Source organism: Rhizobium sp. YIM 134829 (assembly GCF_046546455.1).
In genome coordinates this window covers 37,135-54,946 of record NZ_JBKHKI010000002.1, presented here as the reverse complement: position 1 = coordinate 54,946, position 17,812 = coordinate 37,135, and the positions used below count along the sequence as shown (strand labels likewise).

At 66.0% G+C, this 17,812-nt stretch carries 15 protein-coding genes; 13 read left to right on the top strand and 2 right to left on the bottom strand.

Features of this window, described 5'->3' with window-relative positions; all coding sequences use genetic code 11:
- Nucleotides 1–289 precede the first annotated feature (289 nt).
- Complete coding sequence (locus ACLE20_RS05145) at nucleotides 290–1,729, top strand: MATE family efflux transporter (protein ID WP_410939196.1); 1,440 nt, start codon at nucleotides 290–292, stop codon at nucleotides 1,727–1,729.
- Between the two features lie 197 nt (nucleotides 1,730–1,926).
- On the opposite strand, the gene carA is transcribed toward ACLE20_RS05145, so the two are convergent.
- Complete coding sequence (gene carA / locus ACLE20_RS05140; RefSeq protein ID WP_410939195.1) at nucleotides 1,927–3,165, bottom strand: glutamine-hydrolyzing carbamoyl-phosphate synthase small subunit; 1,239 nt, start codon at nucleotides 3,163–3,165, stop codon at nucleotides 1,927–1,929.
- 381 nt (nucleotides 3,166–3,546) lie between these two features.
- On the opposite strand from carA, the gene ACLE20_RS05135 reads away from it, so the two are divergent.
- From ACLE20_RS05135 to ACLE20_RS05080, 12 genes are all read left to right on the top strand, one after another.
- On the top strand, nucleotides 3,547–4,002 hold the full coding sequence (locus tag ACLE20_RS05135; RefSeq protein ID WP_410939194.1) for a GatB/YqeY domain-containing protein: 456 nt from the start codon (nucleotides 3,547–3,549) through the stop codon (nucleotides 4,000–4,002).
- 159 nt (nucleotides 4,003–4,161) lie between these two features.
- On the top strand, nucleotides 4,162–6,201 hold the full coding sequence (dnaG, locus tag ACLE20_RS05130; RefSeq protein ID WP_410939500.1) for a DNA primase: 2,040 nt from the start codon (nucleotides 4,162–4,164) through the stop codon (nucleotides 6,199–6,201).
- A 384-nt stretch (nucleotides 6,202–6,585) separates the two neighbouring features.
- A complete protein-coding gene (gene recQ, locus ACLE20_RS05125) occupies nucleotides 6,586–8,445 on the top strand; it encodes a DNA helicase RecQ (protein ID WP_410939193.1) in 1,860 nt (619 codons plus the stop codon).
- Between the two features lie 32 nt (nucleotides 8,446–8,477).
- A complete protein-coding gene (locus tag ACLE20_RS05120; RefSeq protein ID WP_410939192.1) occupies nucleotides 8,478–9,113 on the top strand; it encodes a GNAT family N-acetyltransferase in 636 nt (211 codons plus the stop codon).
- Between the two features lie 584 nt (nucleotides 9,114–9,697).
- Nucleotides 9,698–11,746, top strand: a complete 2,049-nt coding sequence (gene rpoD, locus ACLE20_RS05115) for an RNA polymerase sigma factor RpoD (protein WP_410939191.1) — start codon at nucleotides 9,698–9,700, stop codon at nucleotides 11,744–11,746.
- Between the two features lie 133 nt (nucleotides 11,747–11,879).
- Nucleotides 11,880–12,452 (top strand): Uma2 family endonuclease, encoded by a 573-nt coding sequence (locus tag ACLE20_RS05110; RefSeq protein ID WP_410939190.1) that lies wholly within the window; start codon nucleotides 11,880–11,882, stop codon nucleotides 12,450–12,452.
- Between the two features lie 247 nt (nucleotides 12,453–12,699).
- Nucleotides 12,700–13,362: a GNAT family N-acetyltransferase gene (locus ACLE20_RS05105; RefSeq protein ID WP_410939189.1), complete on the top strand. Its 663-nt coding sequence runs from the start codon at nucleotides 12,700–12,702 to the stop codon at nucleotides 13,360–13,362.
- Complete coding sequence (locus tag ACLE20_RS05100) at nucleotides 13,346–14,668, top strand: DUF930 domain-containing protein (RefSeq protein WP_410939188.1); 1,323 nt, start codon at nucleotides 13,346–13,348, stop codon at nucleotides 14,666–14,668. The genes ACLE20_RS05105 and ACLE20_RS05100 overlap by 17 nt, the downstream gene beginning before the upstream one ends.
- A gap of 128 nt (nucleotides 14,669–14,796) precedes the next feature.
- On the top strand, nucleotides 14,797–15,150 hold the full coding sequence (locus tag ACLE20_RS05095) for a DUF1428 domain-containing protein (protein WP_410939187.1): 354 nt from the start codon (nucleotides 14,797–14,799) through the stop codon (nucleotides 15,148–15,150).
- 28 nt (nucleotides 15,151–15,178) lie between these two features.
- Complete coding sequence (locus ACLE20_RS05090; protein ID WP_410939186.1) at nucleotides 15,179–15,601, top strand: secondary thiamine-phosphate synthase enzyme YjbQ; 423 nt, start codon at nucleotides 15,179–15,181, stop codon at nucleotides 15,599–15,601.
- Between the two features lie 129 nt (nucleotides 15,602–15,730).
- On the top strand, nucleotides 15,731–16,135 hold the full coding sequence (locus ACLE20_RS05085) for a nuclear transport factor 2 family protein (protein WP_410939185.1): 405 nt from the start codon (nucleotides 15,731–15,733) through the stop codon (nucleotides 16,133–16,135).
- A gap of 159 nt (nucleotides 16,136–16,294) precedes the next feature.
- Complete coding sequence (locus ACLE20_RS05080) at nucleotides 16,295–16,657, top strand: hypothetical protein (protein WP_410939184.1); 363 nt, start codon at nucleotides 16,295–16,297, stop codon at nucleotides 16,655–16,657.
- 339 nt (nucleotides 16,658–16,996) lie between these two features.
- On the opposite strand, the gene ACLE20_RS05075 is transcribed toward ACLE20_RS05080, so the two are convergent.
- Nucleotides 16,997–17,737: an SIMPL domain-containing protein gene (locus tag ACLE20_RS05075; protein WP_410939183.1), complete on the bottom strand. Its 741-nt coding sequence runs from the start codon at nucleotides 17,735–17,737 to the stop codon at nucleotides 16,997–16,999.
- Between the last annotated feature and the right edge of the window lie 75 nt (nucleotides 17,738–17,812).

Below are 17,812 nucleotides of genomic sequence, written 5' to 3'. Positions count from 1 at the left end.
TGATCGTCGGTGAAGCTCAACGTCAGGCCGCCAGCGTCGACAAAGTTTACGCTTCACACCTACGATCAGCTTTTGTGATCGACCGATGAATTCTGCCCTGAGCGGGCGCGGCGGGGTGGTTTTTCGAGCCCCGATCGGCTATGGAGCCGCCATTCGCCGGGCGCCAGCGTGCACCCGGCCCGCGTCTGCGCACCCGGTCACACCCTCCCTTGCCATGCGGCCGCTTCTCCGCCCGCCGCCCGGAGATCCGCATTGCCCGCAAGACGCACAGGCGTGAAAGGCATGCAACATGACCATCCTCTCCGGCGAATCGGCCGCCCGCATCGATCAGGAAGACAATTCCTGGCCCGCGCATCTGCGCGCCACCCTTTTTCTCGGCGTGCCCTTCATCGGCGCTCAGCTGGCGCAACTCGCCATCAATGCCACCGATGTGGTGATGGTCGGTCGGCTTGGACCGACGCAGCTTGCCGCCGTCGTGCTCGCCACCCAGATGTTCTTCACCGTCTTCGTCTTCGGCTCGGGCTTTGCCAATGCCGTTGTGCCGATGGCGGCGCAGGCGATCGGCCGCGGCGACCCGGTCTCCGTCCGCCGTGCCGTGCGCATGGGTATCTGGGCGGTCATCCTCTATGGGATTGTCACCGCGCCGTTCCTGTTCTTCGCCGAGCGCATCTTGCTGCTCGCCGGCCAGGATCCCGAGGTGGCGCATCTGGCAGGCGCCTATCTGCGGATCGCGCAGTGGGGCGTCTTCCCCAGCCTCGTCTTCATGGTGCTGCGCGCCTTCCTCTCCGGGCTCGAGCGCGCCGGTATCATTCTCTACGTGACGCTCGCCACCGTCGCGGTCAATGCGCTGCTCTGCTACCTGCTGATCTACGGCCATTTCGGCTTTCCCGAGATGGGCATTCGCGGCGCTGCCTGGGCGGCGCTCGGCGTTTCGATCTGCGGCCTGGCACTGATCGTCCTCTATATCGAGAGCCGGGCGGAGCTGCGCGCCTATGAGATCTTCGTGCGCTTCTGGCGGCCGGATTTCGGCGCGCTGAAGGAGGTCTTCCTGCTCGGCCTGCCGATCGCGCTCACCATCCTGGCCGAGGTCAGCCTGTTCACCGTCGCGTCGCTGCTGATGGGCACCTTCGGCACGGTGGCGCTGGCGGCGCATGGCATTGCCATGCAGTTCGCCTCGATCGCCTTCATGATTCCGCTCGGCCTGGCGCAGGCCGCCACGGTGCGGATCGGTATCGCCCATGGGCGCGGCGACCGCGAGGGCATCCGCCGGGCGGCGCTGACCGTGCTCGCGCTCGGCTGCGCCTTCGCCGTGCTCGGCTCGGCGATTTTCTCGATCATGCCCTATGCGCTGGCGACGCTCTATCTCGATCCGAGCCGCGCCGACGCCGCCGCCGTGCTCGCTTATGCCGGACCTCTGATCGTCATTGCCGGCCTGTTCCAGCTGGCCGACGGGCTGCAGGCCGTGGCGGCGGGCATGCTGCGCGGGCTGAAGGACACGACGGTGCCCATGGTCCTGGCACTCGTCTCCTATTGGCCGATCGGCTTTGCCTGCGCCTTCCTGCTCGCCTTTCCGCTCGGCATCGGAGGCCCGGGGGTTTGGTACGGTTTCCTGATCGGCCTCTGCGCCGCTGCCCTGATGCTCAACTGGCGCTTCTTCCGGCTCTTGAAGCGACTCGACCTTTCTCAGCCGACCCCCGCTACCCCCATGGCGCCGGTCGCCGTCCACTGACGATTTTGGGTAAGGCGGCCAATCATCGAGCGCCAAAACCTCTTCGGTGACAGCTCGAACGAGGAGGGCCCCGGCGATCGACGCCGGGGCCCTTCCTCGTTGGTAGCGATGGACCTGTCAGGCCTCATCCATTTCAGCCGGCCATGCCAACTCCTCGTTCGTGCCGGTGACGCGCCGGCGCAAATGCTCGGACGGGGTCAGGCGCGCTCGGGCAGGAGCTCTTCGCCCTTCTTCTCGCGCAGCAGATTGACGAAGCGGCGGAAGAGATAGTGGCTGTCCTGCGGTCCGGGCGAGGCTTCCGGGTGATGCTGGACCGAGAAGACCGGCTTGCCGGTGACGCGCAGCCCGCAATTGGTGCCGTCGAACAGCGAGACATGCGTTTCCTCGACGCCCTCGGGCAGGGAGGCGCTTTCGACCGCGAAACCATGGTTCATGGAAACGATCTCGACCTTGCCGGTCGTATGGTCCTTGACCGGATGATTGGCGCCGTGATGGCCCTGATGCATCTTCGCGGTCGTCCCACCGAGCGCGAGACCCAGAATCTGATGGCCGAGGCAGATGCCGAAGAGCGGCAGCTCGGTCTGCATCAGTTCCTGGATGACCGGAACCGCATAGGCACCGGTCGCCGCCGGGTCGCCGGGACCGTTGGAAAGGAAGATGCCGTCCGGAGCCAGCGCCAGGACATCCTCGGCCGTGCTCGCCGCCGGCACGACCGTCACCTTGCAGTCGAGCCCGGTGAAGAGCCGAAGAATGTTGCGCTTCACGCCGTAATCGATGCACACGACGTGATAGCGGGCCTGATCGGCGCTCTGCTCACCCGCGCCTTCGTTCCACACCCAGGGCTTCTCCACCCAATGCGTGGTCTGGCCGGAGGAGGCGACCTTGGCGAGATCGAGGCCCTCAAGCCCGCTCCAGGCTTGCGCCTCGCTCTTCAGCTGATCAAGGTCGAATTGGCCGGAGGGGTCATGGGCGATGACCGCGTTCGGCGCGCCGTTCTCGCGGATCCAGGCCGTCAGCGCCCGCGTATCGATGCCGCAGAGCCCGATGATGCCGCGGGCCTTCAGCCAGACATCGAGGTGACGCACGGCCCGGTAGTTGGACGGATCGGTCATGTCGGCCTTGAAGATGACGCCGACGGCGCCGTGGCGGGCGGCGGGCGTCAGGTCCTCGATATCCTCGTCATTGGCACCGACATTGCCGATATGCGGGAAGGTGAAGGTGACAATCTGTCCGAGATAGGACGGGTCGGTCAGGATCTCCTGATAGCCCGTCAGCGCGGTGTTGAAGACCACCTCGGCCTGGACCGAGCCGGTGGCGCCGATGCCCTTGCCCTCGATCACCGTGCCATCGGCGAGCACCAGCACTGCGGTCGGGCGCTCCTCGCTCCAGGGGGCGGTGGTGGAAGCGCGCGTCTGTTCGCTCAACGGATCGGTCATTCTGGTCATCCCGGTTCGTGCGCGCAAGCGGGCGAAGACGGCCGCGCGCTAGGCTTCTCGCGGGCTCGGACCCCCGTGGCCAGGCCGCGGCGGTGGATCGAGGTCGCTCTCTTTGGTGCAGGTCCCCGACATAGTCGCCCGCCCTTCGGGCGTCAACAGCGCGAGGCGGCTGCGAGGTGTGAAATCCACGCGAAAGCGGAACGATCCGGCCCATCGTGTGAAAATTTCAGAGATTCGCGCCGGTTTGTCGGCGATGGCTTGATCCACGCCGATCATGCCGATGCAGCCGCGGTTCCGGCAAAAGGGCGCGTGAGGGAGGAGATTTGCGTCACGGGCCGCGGATGGTTTATGACGGCGCCGGATCAGACAGGGAGACCGGCGATGCGCACGACGATCAACGATGCCTTGAAGACGGCGATGAAGGCCAAGGACGCGCGCCGCGTCTCGACGCTGCGCCTTGTCCAGGCGGCGCTCAAAGATCGCGACATCGCCAATCGCGGCGTCGGCAAGAGCGAGGCGAGCGACGAGGAGATCCTGCAGATCCTCGCCAAGATGGTGAAGCAGCGCGAGGAATCGGCGAAGCTCTATGATGATGCCGGCCGCCCGGAACTCGCCGCGCAGGAACGCGAGGAGATCGCGATTATTGCCGAATTCCAGCCGGCCCAGCTCTCCGACGCGGCACTCGAGGATGCGGTCAAGACGGCCGTCGCCGATGCCGGCGCAACCAGCCCTCGCGACATGGGCAAGGTGATGGCCCTGCTCAAGGACCGCCACACCGGCGCGATGGATTTCTCGAAGGCCTCGGCGCTCCTCAAGTCGCTTCTCGCCAACGGCTGACGGTCGGCCATCTTCGGTTGCGCCGCGTCGCGTGCGGATCGGGGCAAGGCTCGGCGCGGAATAGCCGCCCCGAGCCGCCGCCTGTGAAGATCGGGCATGGCGACCGGTCGCCTGGCGCCAGAGGTGGTCAGGGGCGGGAGGGTCGACTATAGAACGGCGATGCGCTTTTCCACCGGCTTCCTCGACGAGATCAAAGACCGCGTTCCGATTTCCGACGTGATCGGCAAGCGCGTCAGCTGGGATCGGCGCAAGACCAATGTGTCGCGCGGCGATTACTGGGCCTGCTGCCCGTTCCATGGCGAAAAATCGCCGAGTTTCCACTGCGAGGATCGCAAGGGCCGTTATCACTGCTTCGGCTGCGGCGTTTCGGGCGATCATTTCCGGTTTATGACCGAGCTCGACGGCTTGAGCTTCCCGGAAGCCGTCGAGCGCGTTGCCGACATGGCGGGCATCGCCATGCCGAAGCCCGATCCACAGGCGGAAAAGCAGGATCGCGCCCGCGCCACGCTCGAAGACGTCATGGAGATGGCGGCGCAATTTTTCGAGCAGCAGCTGCAATCGGCGAGCGGCGCCCGGGCACGCGCCTATCTGCGCGAACGCGGCCTCTCCGGCCAGACGATCCAGAAATTTCGGCTCGGCTTTGCCCCGGACAGCCGCAATGCGCTGAAGGAACATCTGGCCGGGCGCCAGGTCGGACGCGAGGAGATCGAGGCCTGCGGTCTGGTGGTGCACGGGCCGGACATCCCCGTCTCCTACGACCGGTTCCGCGACCGCATCATGTTCCCGATCCTGTCCAGCCGCGAGCGGGTGATCGCCTTCGGCGGTCGGGCCATGGCGCGCGACGCGCAGGCCAAATATCTCAATTCCAACGAGACCGCGCTCTTTCACAAGGGCAATGTGCTCTACAATTTCGCGCGCGCCCGGACAGCGCTGAGCATCGCCCAGCGCACGGGCCCGGGTGCCGAGGGGGCCGGCCCAACCCTGGTCGCGGTCGAAGGCTATATGGACGTGATCGCGCTCAGCCAGGCCGGCTTCGAAACGGCGGTGGCGCCGCTCGGCACGGCGCTGACTGAGAATCAGCTCGCCCTTCTCTGGAAGGTGACGCCCGAGCCGATCCTCTGTTTCGACGGCGACGCCGCCGGACTGCGCGCCGCAGCCCGTGCCGTCGACGTGGCGCTGCCGGCGCTGAAGCCCGGTCATTCCGTGCGCTTCGCGCTGCTGCCGGACGGCAAGGACCCCGACGATCTCGTCAAGGACGACGGGCGCGCGCCGTTCGATCGCGTGCTTTCGGCCGCCCGTTCGCTGTCCGACATGGTGTTCCTGCGCGAGACGCAAGGCGCGCGTTTCGAGACCCCGGAACAGCGGGCGGCGCTGGAAGAACGGTTGAAGCAGGTCGTGGCGGTCATTGGTGATGAGAGCGTGCGTCGTCATTATGGCCAGGCGATGCGCGAGCGGATGAACGCCTTCTTCGGCGGCGCGCGCGGCTCCTTTGCCGGGCGGGCTCCGCGGACGGGTCCGGGCGAGCGCCGACGTGCCGGCCCCGGCGCCCGTGAGGGTGGACGTGATGGCGGGCGGGGTGGCGAGCGCTTCCCCTCGGCCGCCGCGCAGGCGCCCGCCGGAATTTCCGATCGCCTGGCGCGCTCGGCGATCGTTGCCGGTGCGCGCACCCTGCCGGCCTTGCGCGAAAGTGTCCTGGCGCTCACCGTCGTCAATCATCCGAGCCTGCTCTTTGCCGAATATGACGATGTGTCGACGATCGATTATGACAGCCGCGACCTGCAGAAGCTCTGGGGCGCGGTGATGAATGCGGCATCGGCCAAGGGCGCGCGACTGACGCGCGAGACGCTGGCCGAGAGCCTCGAGGCAGCCGGGCTCGCGCCGCTGATCGCCCAGCTCGATCAGCAGATCCGCTTCGCGCGGATCTGGACGGCAACGACGGCGGCCGATCCCGCCGATGCGCTGGAAGGCTTTCGCCAGTCGCTCGCCTTTCACAAGCGCTGGAAGGCGCTGATCGCGCAATTGCGCGAGCTGGAGCGCGATCTCGTCCAGGCCATGGCCGATGGCGACGAGGCGGAGGAGGCACGGATTCTCGTCAGTCTCCAGGCGGTGCAGGACGAGGCGACGCGGCTTGAAAACCAGGAGGCGATCGTCGACGGATTCGGCGTTCTGTCCGGCCGAACCAAGGGGCCCGCGCGCTAGGGGGCTCGCGGGCCATCGCGCCGAACAGAAGCCGCCGGGCCAGCCGGCAAGGCCATACGCCGTGACGCAGATGCGGCGGCACGGCCAAAGCCAGGCCACGATCCATGCCAACACGACTGCGACAGCGCGCATGCCCATCGTCCTCGATCAGAAATTTCTGTCTGCGGATCTTCTAATATTGACTCTCGAACAAATCAAGAACAAATTCTCATGCCATGTGCATAAGCGGCGGGAACGACGATGATGGGTTGCGGGCAGGTTTCGATGCAGCGAAAATGGGGCCATGTGCCGCTCGGCACGCTGATGAGACGGGAGCGGCAGCGGCCGGACCGGCGCAATCCTGCGACACGACTGACAGGCGGACGGCGCCGGAAAGCGAGAGACATGGCCCGATCGACCGAGGCACGCACGGATCCTCTGTTTGCCGAAAGCGGGCAGAGCAATCCGCTCGCAATCCTGAAAAAGGTTTACGGCTACTCGTCCTTTCGCGGCGAGCAGGCCGCGGTCGTGCAGCATGTGACGGCGGGTGGGGATGCGGTGGTCCTGTTCCCCACCGGCGCCGGCAAGTCGCTCTGCTTCCAGGTGCCGGCCTTGAGCCGCCCCGGACTCGGCATCGTCGTCTCGCCGCTGATCGCGCTCATGCGCGACCAGGTGGAGGCGCTGCGCCAGCTCGGCGTGCGGGCCGCTGCCCTGAACTCCACCCAGTCGCGCGAGGACTGGCTGGAGACGCGCCGCGCGATCGAAGCGGGAACGCTCGACTTTCTTTATGTGACGCCCGAGCGGGTAATGACGGACGGGTTTCGAAGCCTGATCGCCGAGGCACCGCTCGCCCTGATCGCGATCGACGAGGCGCATTGCGTTTCGCAATGGGGGCATGATTTCCGGCCGGATTATCGCGAACTCGGCGCGCTCGCCACACTCTATCCCGGCGTGCCGCGCATGGCGCTGACGGCAACCGCCGACCCGATGACGCGGGCGGACATGATCGAGCGGCTGCAGCTTGGTGCCGCAAGGGTCTTCACCACCAGTTTCGACCGGCCGAACATTTCCTATGAGATCGTCGAGCGCGATCAGCCGCGCCGCCAGCTGCTCGCCTTCCTGGCTCGGCATACGGGGGAGAGTGGCATTGTCTACTGCCTGTCGCGCGCCAAGGTGGAGGAGACGGCGACCTTCCTCGAGGACCAGGGCATAAGGGCGCTGCCCTATCATGCCGGGCTCGACCGCGCGGTGCGCGATGCCAATCAGGATGCGTTCCTGAAGGAAGAGGGTCTCTGCCTGGTGGCGACCGTCGCCTTCGGCATGGGAATCGACAAGCCGGATGTGCGCTATGTCGCCCATCTCGATCTGCCGGGCTCCGTCGAGGCCTATTACCAGGAGACGGGCCGCGCCGGGCGCGATGGCCTGCCCTCCGAGGCCTGGATGGCCTATGGGATGAGCGATGTCATCCAGCGCCGGCGGATGATCGACGAGGGGCAGGCGGCGGAGGAGATCAAGCGGATCGAGCGCGGCAAGCTCACTGCGCTGCTTGCCATCTGCGAGACTGCCGGCTGCCGGCGCCAGGCGATCCTTAGCCATTTCGGCGAGGCGCATCCGGGCGGCTGCGGTGCCTGCGACACCTGCCTGAACCCCGTCGAGACCTGGGACGGCACCGAAGCGGCGATCAAGGCACTGGCCGCGGTCTATCGGACAGGCGAGCGTTTCGGTGCCGGCCATGTGGTCGATGTGCTGATGGGCACGGTGAACGAGAAGACGACCCGCTTCGGCCACGCCGAAATGCCGGTCTTCGGCGCCGGACGGGATCTTCCTGCCCGCAGCTGGCAATCGATCCTGCGCCAGCTGCTCGCGGCCGGCTATCTGTCGGTCAATCATGGGGCCTTCGGCGCGCTGAAACTCGAGCCCGCCGCGCGCGGCGTGTTTCGCAAGGAGACGGCGGTCAGGCTGCGCAAGGACCGGCCGGTCAAGGCTGGCGCGGCGCGGCATAGCAAGGGTGGCTCGCCGGCTGCCCGCTCGACGCTGTCGGGTCGCGACCTGTCCCTGTTCGAGACGTTGCGGGCGCTGCGTTCGAAGCTCGCCAAGGAGATGAGCGTGCCGCCCTATTTGATTTTCCCCGACACGACGCTGATCGCGCTCGCCCGCGAGCGCCCCGCCAGCGAGGCGGCGCTGCTGCAGGTGCCGGGCATCGGCCAGTCCAAGAAGGAGCGCTTCGGTGCGCTGTTCCTGCAAGCGATTGCTGAGGCGGAGTAACACGCGCGCCGATTGCCGGAGACTGACCCATTATGCGCACGACCAACCCGATGCTGCCGCCCGGCTATTCCGCCGTTCCGCCGGGCATGATTGCCACCGTCGTGACCTGCCTGGAGATGCGCGCGCGGCCGGTTCTCTCAGGCAGCCCGTTGCCAGCAGGTCTAAGGCTGACGCGGGCGTTCGATCCGGCGCTTTCGGAATATCGCGCGCTGTTCCGCAGGATCGGCGAAGACTGGCTCTGGACGTCGCGGCTCGAAATGAGCGATGCGGCGCTCGGCGCGATCCTGACGGACCCGAAGGTCGAGCTCTTTGTGCTTTCGAACGACCGCGGGCCGATCGGCATGCTGGAGCTCGATTTCCGCGTGGATGGCGAGGGCGAGATCGCCTTTTTCGGGCTGGTTGGGGACGCGGTGGGTGCTGGGGCCGGGCGGTTGATGATGGACCAGGCGCTGGCCATTGCCTGGTCTCGGCCGATTCGCCGCCTTTGGGTTCACACCTGCCATTTCGATCATCCGAGGGCGCTCGGCTTCTACCAGCGGGCTGGCTTCGTGCCTTACGCGACGCTTATCGACGTGATCCGCGACCCGCGCCTGACCGGCCTTCTGCCGGATCATGTGGCGCCGCATGTGCCGCCGATGCCCCCGTCTGACGGGCCCGGCTCTCCTTGAACGCAGGCGGCGCGACCGGCCAGCCCGAGCGTCCGATCGGAACACGCGACTCGCGGCTCTTGTCTTTTTCTGTCAGATGACTATCTGTGCTTGCAGAGACGAATGCGAGACGTTTGCTAGCCGCCAGATCGGGTCGAAAACCGGCTTTCTGCAGCCAAATGGCGCAGAAAGGCTTGACTGATCCGCAGAATCTGGGAATCACCGTTCCGGCTCGTTTCACGTCTCTTCGATACGGCGGAAAGGATCCTCGTGCAAGAGGTGTTCACGACGCGCCGCGGATGCGGCCAGCCGATACTGCCGTGAGTGTGCGACGTGGTTCATCAGGCTTTAATCATCCGCCCGTTACTGCAGTCCGTCTCGCTCTACAAAGAGGGGCCGAGCGGGTTTTGGCAGTGCGGACGGGTGGATTGGCGAGACGAAGCCGGGATCGCGGGGTTCCGGTGGGACGAATTTGGGACAAGCGCGTTTCGCCCGGCGTGAAGCTGGTCGGAACGCGATAGGCGTAGGGCGCGTTCGTCGGTTGCAGGGTCTCATGAGCCTGTTGCCGAATGAGTGGAATGCAGGTCCAGGGAAAGCGACGAAGAATGGCAACCAAAGTCAAAGAGAACGAAGAAGCTGACGTTGAACGCGACGGCGCTGCCGACGGCCCGCTTCTCGACCTCTCGGACGACGCGGTCAAGAAGATGATCAAGGCCGCCAAGAAGCGCGGCTACGTGACCATGGACGAGCTGAATTCGGTGCTCCCTTCGGAAGAGGTGACCTCCGAGCAGATCGAAGACACCATGGCGATGCTCTCCGACATGGGCATCAACGTGGTCGAGGACGAGGAGGTCGACGAGGCTGCCAGCGAAGAGCCGGACAGCGTCGATGCGGATGAGGAGAGCGAGGGCGGCGAGATCGCCACCTCCGGCTCCACCGCGCTTGCCACCGCCAAGAAGAAAGAGCCGACCGATCGTACCGACGATCCGGTGCGCATGTATCTGCGCGAAATGGGTTCGGTCGAGCTCCTGTCGCGCGAAGGCGAAATCGCCATCGCCAAGCGCATCGAGGCCGGCCGCGAGACCATGATCGCCGGCCTGTGCGAAAGCCCGCTCACCTTCCAGGCGATCATCATCTGGCGCGACGAGCTGAACGAAGGCCAGACTCTGCTGCGCGAGATCATTGATCTCGAAACCACCTATTCCGGCCCGGAAGCCAAGGCTGCGCCGCAGTTCCAGAGTCCGGAAAAGATCGAGGCCGACCGCAAGGCGGCCGAGGAGAAGGAGCGCAGCCGCAAGGCCCGCTCCTCCGACGACGACATCACCAATGTCGGCGGCGAGGGCCTGCCGCCGGAGGAAGAGGAAGAGGACGACGACGAGTCCAATCTTTCGCTCGCGGCCATGGAAGCGGAACTCCGTCCGCAGGTCATGGAAACGCTCGACACCATCGCCGAGACCTACAAGAAGCTGCGCAAGCTGCAGGATCATGAGGTCGAGGCGCGGATGAATGCGTCCGCAACCCTCTCGCCGGCGCAGGAGCGCAAGTACAAGGAGCTGAAGGACGAGCTGATCACGGCGGTCAAGTCGCTGTCGCTCAACCAGAACCGCGTCGATAACCTCGTCGAGCAGCTCTACGACATCAACAAGCGGCTCGTGCAGAACGAGGGCAAGCTGCTGCGGCTGGCCGAAAGCTATGGCGTCAAGCGCGATTCCTTCCTGGAGAACTATTCCGGCTCGGAGCTCGACCCGAACTGGATGAGCGCTGTTGCGAGCCTGACGGCCCGGGGCTGGAAGGACTTTGCCAAGAACGAGGATCGCACGATCCGCCAGATCCGCGGCGAGATTCACAGTCTCGCCACCGAGACCGGCATCTCGATCGCCGAGTTCCGCCGCATCGTCCATATGGTCCAGAAGGGCGAGCGCGAGGCGCGCATCGCCAAGAAGGAAATGGTCGAGGCGAACCTGCGCCTGGTGATTTCGATCGCGAAGAAATACACCAATCGCGGCCTGCAGTTCCTGGATCTAATTCAGGAAGGCAATATCGGCCTGATGAAGGCGGTCGATAAGTTCGAATATCGGCGCGGCTACAAGTTCTCGACCTATGCTACCTGGTGGATCCGGCAGGCGATCACCCGGTCGATCGCCGACCAGGCCCGCACGATCCGTATCCCGGTTCATATGATCGAGACGATCAACAAGATCGTCCGCACCTCGCGCCAGATGCTGCATGAGATCGGCCGCGAGCCGACGCCGGAAGAACTGGCCGAGAAGCTCGCCATGCCACTCGAAAAGGTCCGCAAGGTCCTGAAGATCGCCAAGGAGCCGATCTCCCTCGAAACCCCCGTGGGTGACGAGGAAGACAGCCATCTCGGCGACTTCATCGAGGACAAGAACGCGCTGCTGCCGATCGATGCAGCAATCCAGGCGAACCTGCGCGAAACGACGACGCGGGTCCTGGCCTCGCTCACCCCGCGTGAGGAGCGTGTCCTGCGCATGCGCTTCGGCATCGGCATGAACACGGACCATACGCTCGAAGAGGTCGGTCAGCAGTTCTCGGTCACGCGCGAGCGTATCCGCCAGATCGAGGCCAAGGCGCTGCGCAAGCTGAAGCACCCCAGCCGCTCGCGCAAGCTGCGCAGCTTCCTCGATAGCTGAGCCATTGGAACAGAGACTTTGAAAGAGGGCGGCCGCATGGTCGCCCTTTTTGCGTTGAAGACGCTCTGCTTTCAAACCCAGTCAAAACAGACTATGCTGAAACACATCGCTCGCTGGAGTGAGGAGTGACCGCATGAACCTTGCCTTCGTGGAACCGCCGCAAGAGGTCGGCCCCCGGCTGATCACGGTCGAGGAGTTCGACCAGATGTCAGAGCTCGGCATCTTCGCAGAGGAGGAACGTCTCGAACTGGTGGAAGGGATGATCCTGCAGATGTCTGCCAAGGGTGTTCCGCATGAATGGCTGAAGACGCAGCTCAATCGCCACTTCGGGCGCCTTACACCCGATGGTGTCCAGTACACGCAGGAGGCAGGCTGGCGGGCCGACCGCTACACCTATCTCGAGCCGGATTTCCTCTTCTATCCGGCGACGCTGCGCATCGATGCCGTGCCGCCATCCGCCTCCCTGCTGATCATCGAGCTGGCATCGAGTTCGCTCTCCTATGATCTTGGGCGAAAGGCGTCGCTCTACGCCAAGCTGGGCGTGCGGGACTATTGGGTGATTGATGCCGATCGTCGCCGGACGCATGTGCACCGCGATCCGCGGCCGGAGGGTTATGGCGAGATCCGGATCGCTATGGAAGGCGAGACGCTTCGTCCGCTCCTGATCCCTGATCTGCACGTCACGCTGGCAGATATGCCAGCCTGAGGACATCCTATCGAGCCGCGGCAAGACGTGCTGGGCGTCGTGCCTCTTGCAATTCATGCAGTCTTCTTTAGTCTTGCCTCATGCTTCAGATGTCCCTCCTCACCCGCAGCACGACCCTCGCTCCTTTGGGGCGCGGAGGGCTGTGGCGGGTATGATGACCTGAGCCAGTTCCGCGACCCCCGCCTCGGCGGGTCCGGTGTCGCGGCTCTCCCTGGTGGTTTTCCCGGCGACACCGAGGAAAGAACCTATGAACCAGCAACACGAACTTGGTCTGGAATCTGGTGGCGGGCAGCCATCAGGCGCAGCATTGGTTGGCCCGTGGCCTTGGGGTGCAGAAGCGGCCCATCTGCGCCGGAGGGGCGACGACGGCATCCGGCTGCGTGCGGCCGAGCCGGGCGATGCGGCGGGGCTGACCGTGCTCGCCAATCTGCCGCTTTATCGGGCCGGCACGCTGCGCCAACCCTTCCACAGCGAGGCAGAAACGAGCCGTTCCCTCACCGAGGGCAGATCGGGTCACATCCAGATCGTTGCGGAGATCGATGGCGTCATCGTCGGGTCGGCGGGCCTGCTGAGACATTCGGGACGGCGTCTCCATGCGGCGCAGCTCGGCCTCGGCGTCCATGATGCCTATCAGCGGCGCGGGATCGGCCGGGCGATGCTGGGCGCCCTGCTCGACGCGGGCTTCAACTGGCTGCAACTGCGGCGGATCGAGCTGACCGTCTTCACCGACAATGACGCCGCGATCGCGCTCTATCAGGCCCATGGCTTCAGCGTCGAGGGCCTGCACCGCGGCTATGCCTTCCGCAATGGCGCTGATGCGGATGTTCTGGCCATGGCCCTTCTTCGTCCAGATCCGGTGGCAATCGTGCCGTTGGGGCCGGCGACGACGGCAGGTGAGGCAGATCGGTGAGGGAAGAGAGCGATCTGGTCTTGGCCTTGCCGCATCCGCCGTCTATCTGGCACTGACCATGTCCGACGCGGCGCCACCCTTCAAACGTTTCGTCCTGGCGCTTGCCGCCTCGCTGGCGATCCATGTCCTGGTGGTGGCGCCCTTCTTCTTCAGCCTGCCGGAGGCTCCGGCGGCACCGGTGGAAGACAGCGTGCCGGTGGAACTGGTGCCGCCGCCAGAGGCGCCGCCAGCGCCGGAAAAGCCCCACGCAACCGAGCCGGTTGCGGAGAAGCCGGCTTCCCCGCCGCCAGAGAAACCGTCCGAAAGCGAGGGGAAGCCACCGGTGGACACCGCGGCGTCGCCGACGGCCACCGGCGCGCCTCTTCCCTTCGAAGCCTCCGCGCCCGAGGCGCCCGATCAGCCTCCACCGGATGAGGCTGCGAAGCCGCCGGGAGACGGCGCGCCCGCTCCAGAGGTGGAGACTGCGGAGCAAGAGCCGGCGCCCCAGCCGGAAGGGAAACCGCTCAACAGTCAGGACGCCGCAGCCAAGACCCCGCCCGTCGATCCTGTCCCTGACCAGCCACCCTCGAGCACTCCGCCGGATCGGCCTTCGCAGGCCGAAGCGCCGCCGATTGACGCGGCTCGGGCGCCTCAGGGGGAACCTTCACCCTTGCAAGCGTCGTCGCCACCGACCGTTTCGGCGCCGGCGGACGAGACTGTCGGTTCGCCGGCCGCTCCGATCGAGGTGCTTTCGGCGAGGGGCGACGCATCCGGCGTCGCCAATCCCGCTCCAGGCAGCCCCGCGCCGGCGCCGCCTTCAACGGATCCCGCTTCGATGGCCGAAGATCCCGCCGGCGATCGGCAGATGAGCGCCGACGAAGTTGCTGCCTACGTGCCGGCGCGGCCGGTGGCGCCGCAGGTCAAGCCTCCCGCGCCGGACGAAGCGATCGGCGTTCCTCCAATGCGCAAGGTCGAGACGCTCTATGCCAAGGACATGCTGACCGATCCACGCGTGCGCGGCGCGCTGTCCAAGTTGCCGCCCGGCCGGCGGATGGTACAGATCTGCTCGATCGAGGTGCTGGAGCAGGTCAGGCGCGCGGGCTTCACGCCCGACATGCTGGCTTCGCCCGCGGATGGCGGCGTCGAGCAGGGGCCGACGCGGCTTGCCACCCGCGGCGGGGCCGTGCGCTCGCGCGGCGTCTGGCGCGAGATCGCCTATGACTGCCGGGTGGATACCGAGGCGACGACGATTACCGACCTGCGCTTTTCGCTTGGCGCCGTCGTGCCACGGTCGCAATGGGCCGCGCGCAAGCTCAATGTCGATTGAAAGCCCGGATTTCTCGCCACGCTGCGCCTGGACGCTGGACAATCCGCCGATCTGCCCGATCTTTGACGTGAAAGGCAGCGGCAGCGTCGGGTCCCTCCCGGGCTGTGGTTTTCGAGGGAGAGCGCATCATGCCCTATGTCGATGGATTCGTTCTGGCGGTCCCGCGTGAGCGGCTGGAGGATTACAAGGTACTGGCGCGCACCGCCAGCATGGTCTGGAAGGAATATGGCGCGCTGAGCTATGTCGAATGTGTCGGCGACGACGTGCCCTATGGCGACCTCACCTCGTTCCCGCGCGCCGTGCTCGCGACTTCGGACGAGGTGGTGGTTTTTGCCTGGATCACCTATGAATCCCGCACCGCTCGCGACGAGATCCTCAAGCAGGTCATGGCCGATCCGCGCATGCAGGTGGATCCGGAGGCGCTGCCCTTCGATGGCAAGCGCATGATCTATGGCGGGTTCGAATGCGTGGTCAGCGGCTGAACCCAGAACTTTTTGCCGACGAGGATCCATGCCCCAGACCCTGCTCTCCATCTCCACCCGCGGCGCCGGCCTCTATGAGTTCACCCGCGCTGCCGCCGGCTTCGTCGCGGAAACGGGCGTGGAGGAGGGGCTGCTCACCGTCTTCGTACGCCACACCTCCTGTTCGCTGCTGATCCAGGAAAATGCCGATCCGGATGTGCGGCGCGATCTCGATGCCTTCTTCGCGCGCCTGGTGCCCCCTTCCGACGATCCTTCCATGGCCTATATCGTCCACACGGATGAGGGTCCCGACGATATGCCGGCCCATATCAAGGCCGCGCTGACCGCCGTTTCGCTCGGCATCCCCATTGCGCGCGGCCGGCTGGTGCTCGGCCAGTGGCAGGGGCTCTATCTCTTCGAGCATCGTGCCCGGCCGCATGCCCGCGAGATCGTGCTGCATGTCGGCGCCTGAGGAGTGCATTCAATGCGCTGGCGCTGGATGGCCTGACATCGGCCGCAATGGCCTGTATAAGCGGCTGCTGAGACAATAGACCGGACGCCCCCGAGAGAGGGGCGCCGGCGGAGGACAGGGAGACCAGCCATGACGGACGCCCAGGCGATCGCCGGCCGATTCATGCAGGCGCTGAACGAGCGCGACTTCGAAACCATCGCGGAGCTGATCGACGAGGACGTGGCGCTGGATCCGCTGACCGGCCAGCGCACGATCGGCGCGCTGCCGCTGCGCATGGCGATCATGAGCTATTTCCGCCACTTCGACGAGCAGTTCGCCGATATGGTGATCATGCATGATGCGCTCGGCCAGCGCGCCGCGGTGGACGTGACGGCGCGCGGTCATTATCGCGAGACCTTCCCGGGCATGGTCGAGGCGAGTGGCCAATCCTACTCGATCCCCAGCGTTTTCGTCTTCGAGATCGAGGGTGGCGTGGTGACCCGGCTCACCCATTACCGCAATCAGAAGCTGTTCGAACAGCAGCTGAACCGCTGATCCGCAACGCGTCCGCCACCTGAACGAAGGCTGAACGGCAGGTTGGGATGGCGTTCAGCTTGGTTAGTCTAGGTTGACACTCAATCGACGGGGCCGGTGACAACCGGACCGCGACGCGAAATCCCGGACCCGCCGGGATCGACGATTGGGAGATCTGCCATGAGAACGACCCTCCGCAACCTGGCCGCCGCCGCCTTGATCGGCCTTGCCGGCCTCGGAAGCACCCCCGCGACCGCTGCTGCGGAAAGCATGACCTTCGGCTTCCATTCCTCCGGCCCGGTCACCGTACAGTATCACGAAGGCCGCGACTGGCGCCATCATGACCGCCCGCGCTGGGACGACCGGCAAAGCCGCGGCCGCTGCTCGCCCTGGCTCGCAGCCGACAAGGCCCGCATGAGCGGCCTGCGCGCGGCGCGCGTCGTCGCCGTCACCCCGCGGCGTGTGGTGGTCGAAGGCCGCCGCCATGGCGACTGGCGCAGCGTCGCCTTCGCCAATGTCCGCGGCTGCCCCCGCCTGCGTTAAGGCTCGGCTGCGGTCTCGGCCCTGAACGAGGGGCCGAGAGCCGCTGCGCGCACCCCATCCAGCTTGGAGCCGGTCAATTGCGGGCCGGCCCAAGAGCCTTCGGCGGCGGTCAGAACCCGTCTCGCCGCCGAAGCGCTTAAACCTTAGCGATTGGCCCTCACACCGCGTCCCCATCGATTGCCTGCATCTCAGCCGCCATTCGGACGCCAGTACCGCGCGCGGAGAGCCGCTTGTCGCGGGGAGGGGGCGACGCCGCGCCGAACGCGGCGACACCGTCGAAAAAGGCCGCAGCCCGGGCTTCCGGACTGCGGCCTTGTCGCATGCGCAAGTCTCGCGCACTCAAGGCGCGATGGCGAAGGTCATCGTGACGGAGACGGTGTAGCTGTTCTCGCCATTGGTAACCGGCACGGCCTCGGCGGCATCGCTTTTCGCCATGGCGCGCATGGCGAGCGGCACGGGCTCGGGGCGCGGGCTGCTTTCCGTCAGCTCGACGACGCGGCCGAGCGTGACGCCGGCAGCTTCGGCGAGCGTGCGCGCCTTGGCCATGGCGTCGGCCACCGCCTTCTTGCGCGCTTCGGTCAGCGTCGCCTCCGGCTTGTCGTTGGTGAAGGTGATCGACCCGCCCTGGTTGACGCCGAGCGTCACCACCTGGTCGATCACGGCGCCGACCTTGGTGACGTCGCGCAGACGAACGGATAGGGTGTTGGCGACCTGATAGCCGGTCAGCTGCGGCAGGCGCGGCTCGCTGCCATTGTTCTCCGGATAGACATATTGCGGATTGACCGCGAATCCGGAGGTCTGCAGGTCGCGCTCGGCAATGCCCTGGCCCTTGAGCCCGTTCAAGACGGCGGTCATGGCGGCATTGTTCTTGTCGAGCGCGGCACGCGCGGTCTTGTCGTCGCTGACGACGCTGAAGCTCAAGATGGCGAGATCCGGCGCAACCGATGCATTGCCCTCGCCGGTGACGGAGATCTGCGGCTCGCGCGGCGGCACGGGCTCAGCAGCGACCGGAAGCGCGGCGCAGGCGAGAAAGGCGGCGGCGAGCGCGGTGCGAAGCGGAAGGGCGGAAGAGGCGGGCATGGCGGGTCCTTTTGCTGCAAGAGAAGGAGAATGGACGGAGAGAGTGAGCGAGACCGCATCCTCCCAAGCCCGAAC

Excerpts from the sequence above, each read along its gene's own strand:
- ACLE20_RS05145 (WP_410939196.1), top strand. The coding sequence starts at position 290 with ATGACCATCCTCTCCGGCGAATCGGCCGCCCGCATCGATCAGGAAGAC.
- carA (WP_410939195.1), bottom strand. The coding sequence starts at position 3,165 with ATGACCGATCCGTTGAGCGAACAGACGCGCGCTTCCACCACCGCCCCC.
- ACLE20_RS05135 (WP_410939194.1), top strand. The coding sequence starts at position 3,547 with ATGCGCACGACGATCAACGATGCCTTGAAGACGGCGATGAAGGCCAAG.
- dnaG (WP_410939500.1), top strand. The coding sequence starts at position 4,162 with ATGCGCTTTTCCACCGGCTTCCTCGACGAGATCAAAGACCGCGTTCCG.
- recQ (WP_410939193.1), top strand. The coding sequence starts at position 6,586 with ATGGCCCGATCGACCGAGGCACGCACGGATCCTCTGTTTGCCGAAAGC.
- ACLE20_RS05120 (WP_410939192.1), top strand. The coding sequence starts at position 8,478 with ATGCGCACGACCAACCCGATGCTGCCGCCCGGCTATTCCGCCGTTCCG.
- rpoD (WP_410939191.1), top strand. The coding sequence starts at position 9,698 with ATGGCAACCAAAGTCAAAGAGAACGAAGAAGCTGACGTTGAACGCGAC.
- ACLE20_RS05110 (WP_410939190.1), top strand. The coding sequence starts at position 11,880 with ATGAACCTTGCCTTCGTGGAACCGCCGCAAGAGGTCGGCCCCCGGCTG.
- ACLE20_RS05105 (WP_410939189.1), top strand. The coding sequence starts at position 12,700 with ATGAACCAGCAACACGAACTTGGTCTGGAATCTGGTGGCGGGCAGCCA.
- ACLE20_RS05095 (WP_410939187.1), top strand. The coding sequence starts at position 14,797 with ATGCCCTATGTCGATGGATTCGTTCTGGCGGTCCCGCGTGAGCGGCTG.
- ACLE20_RS05090 (WP_410939186.1), top strand. The coding sequence starts at position 15,179 with ATGCCCCAGACCCTGCTCTCCATCTCCACCCGCGGCGCCGGCCTCTAT.
- ACLE20_RS05085 (WP_410939185.1), top strand. The coding sequence starts at position 15,731 with ATGACGGACGCCCAGGCGATCGCCGGCCGATTCATGCAGGCGCTGAAC.
- ACLE20_RS05080 (WP_410939184.1), top strand. The coding sequence starts at position 16,295 with ATGAGAACGACCCTCCGCAACCTGGCCGCCGCCGCCTTGATCGGCCTT.
- ACLE20_RS05075 (WP_410939183.1), bottom strand. The coding sequence starts at position 17,737 with ATGCCCGCCTCTTCCGCCCTTCCGCTTCGCACCGCGCTCGCCGCCGCC.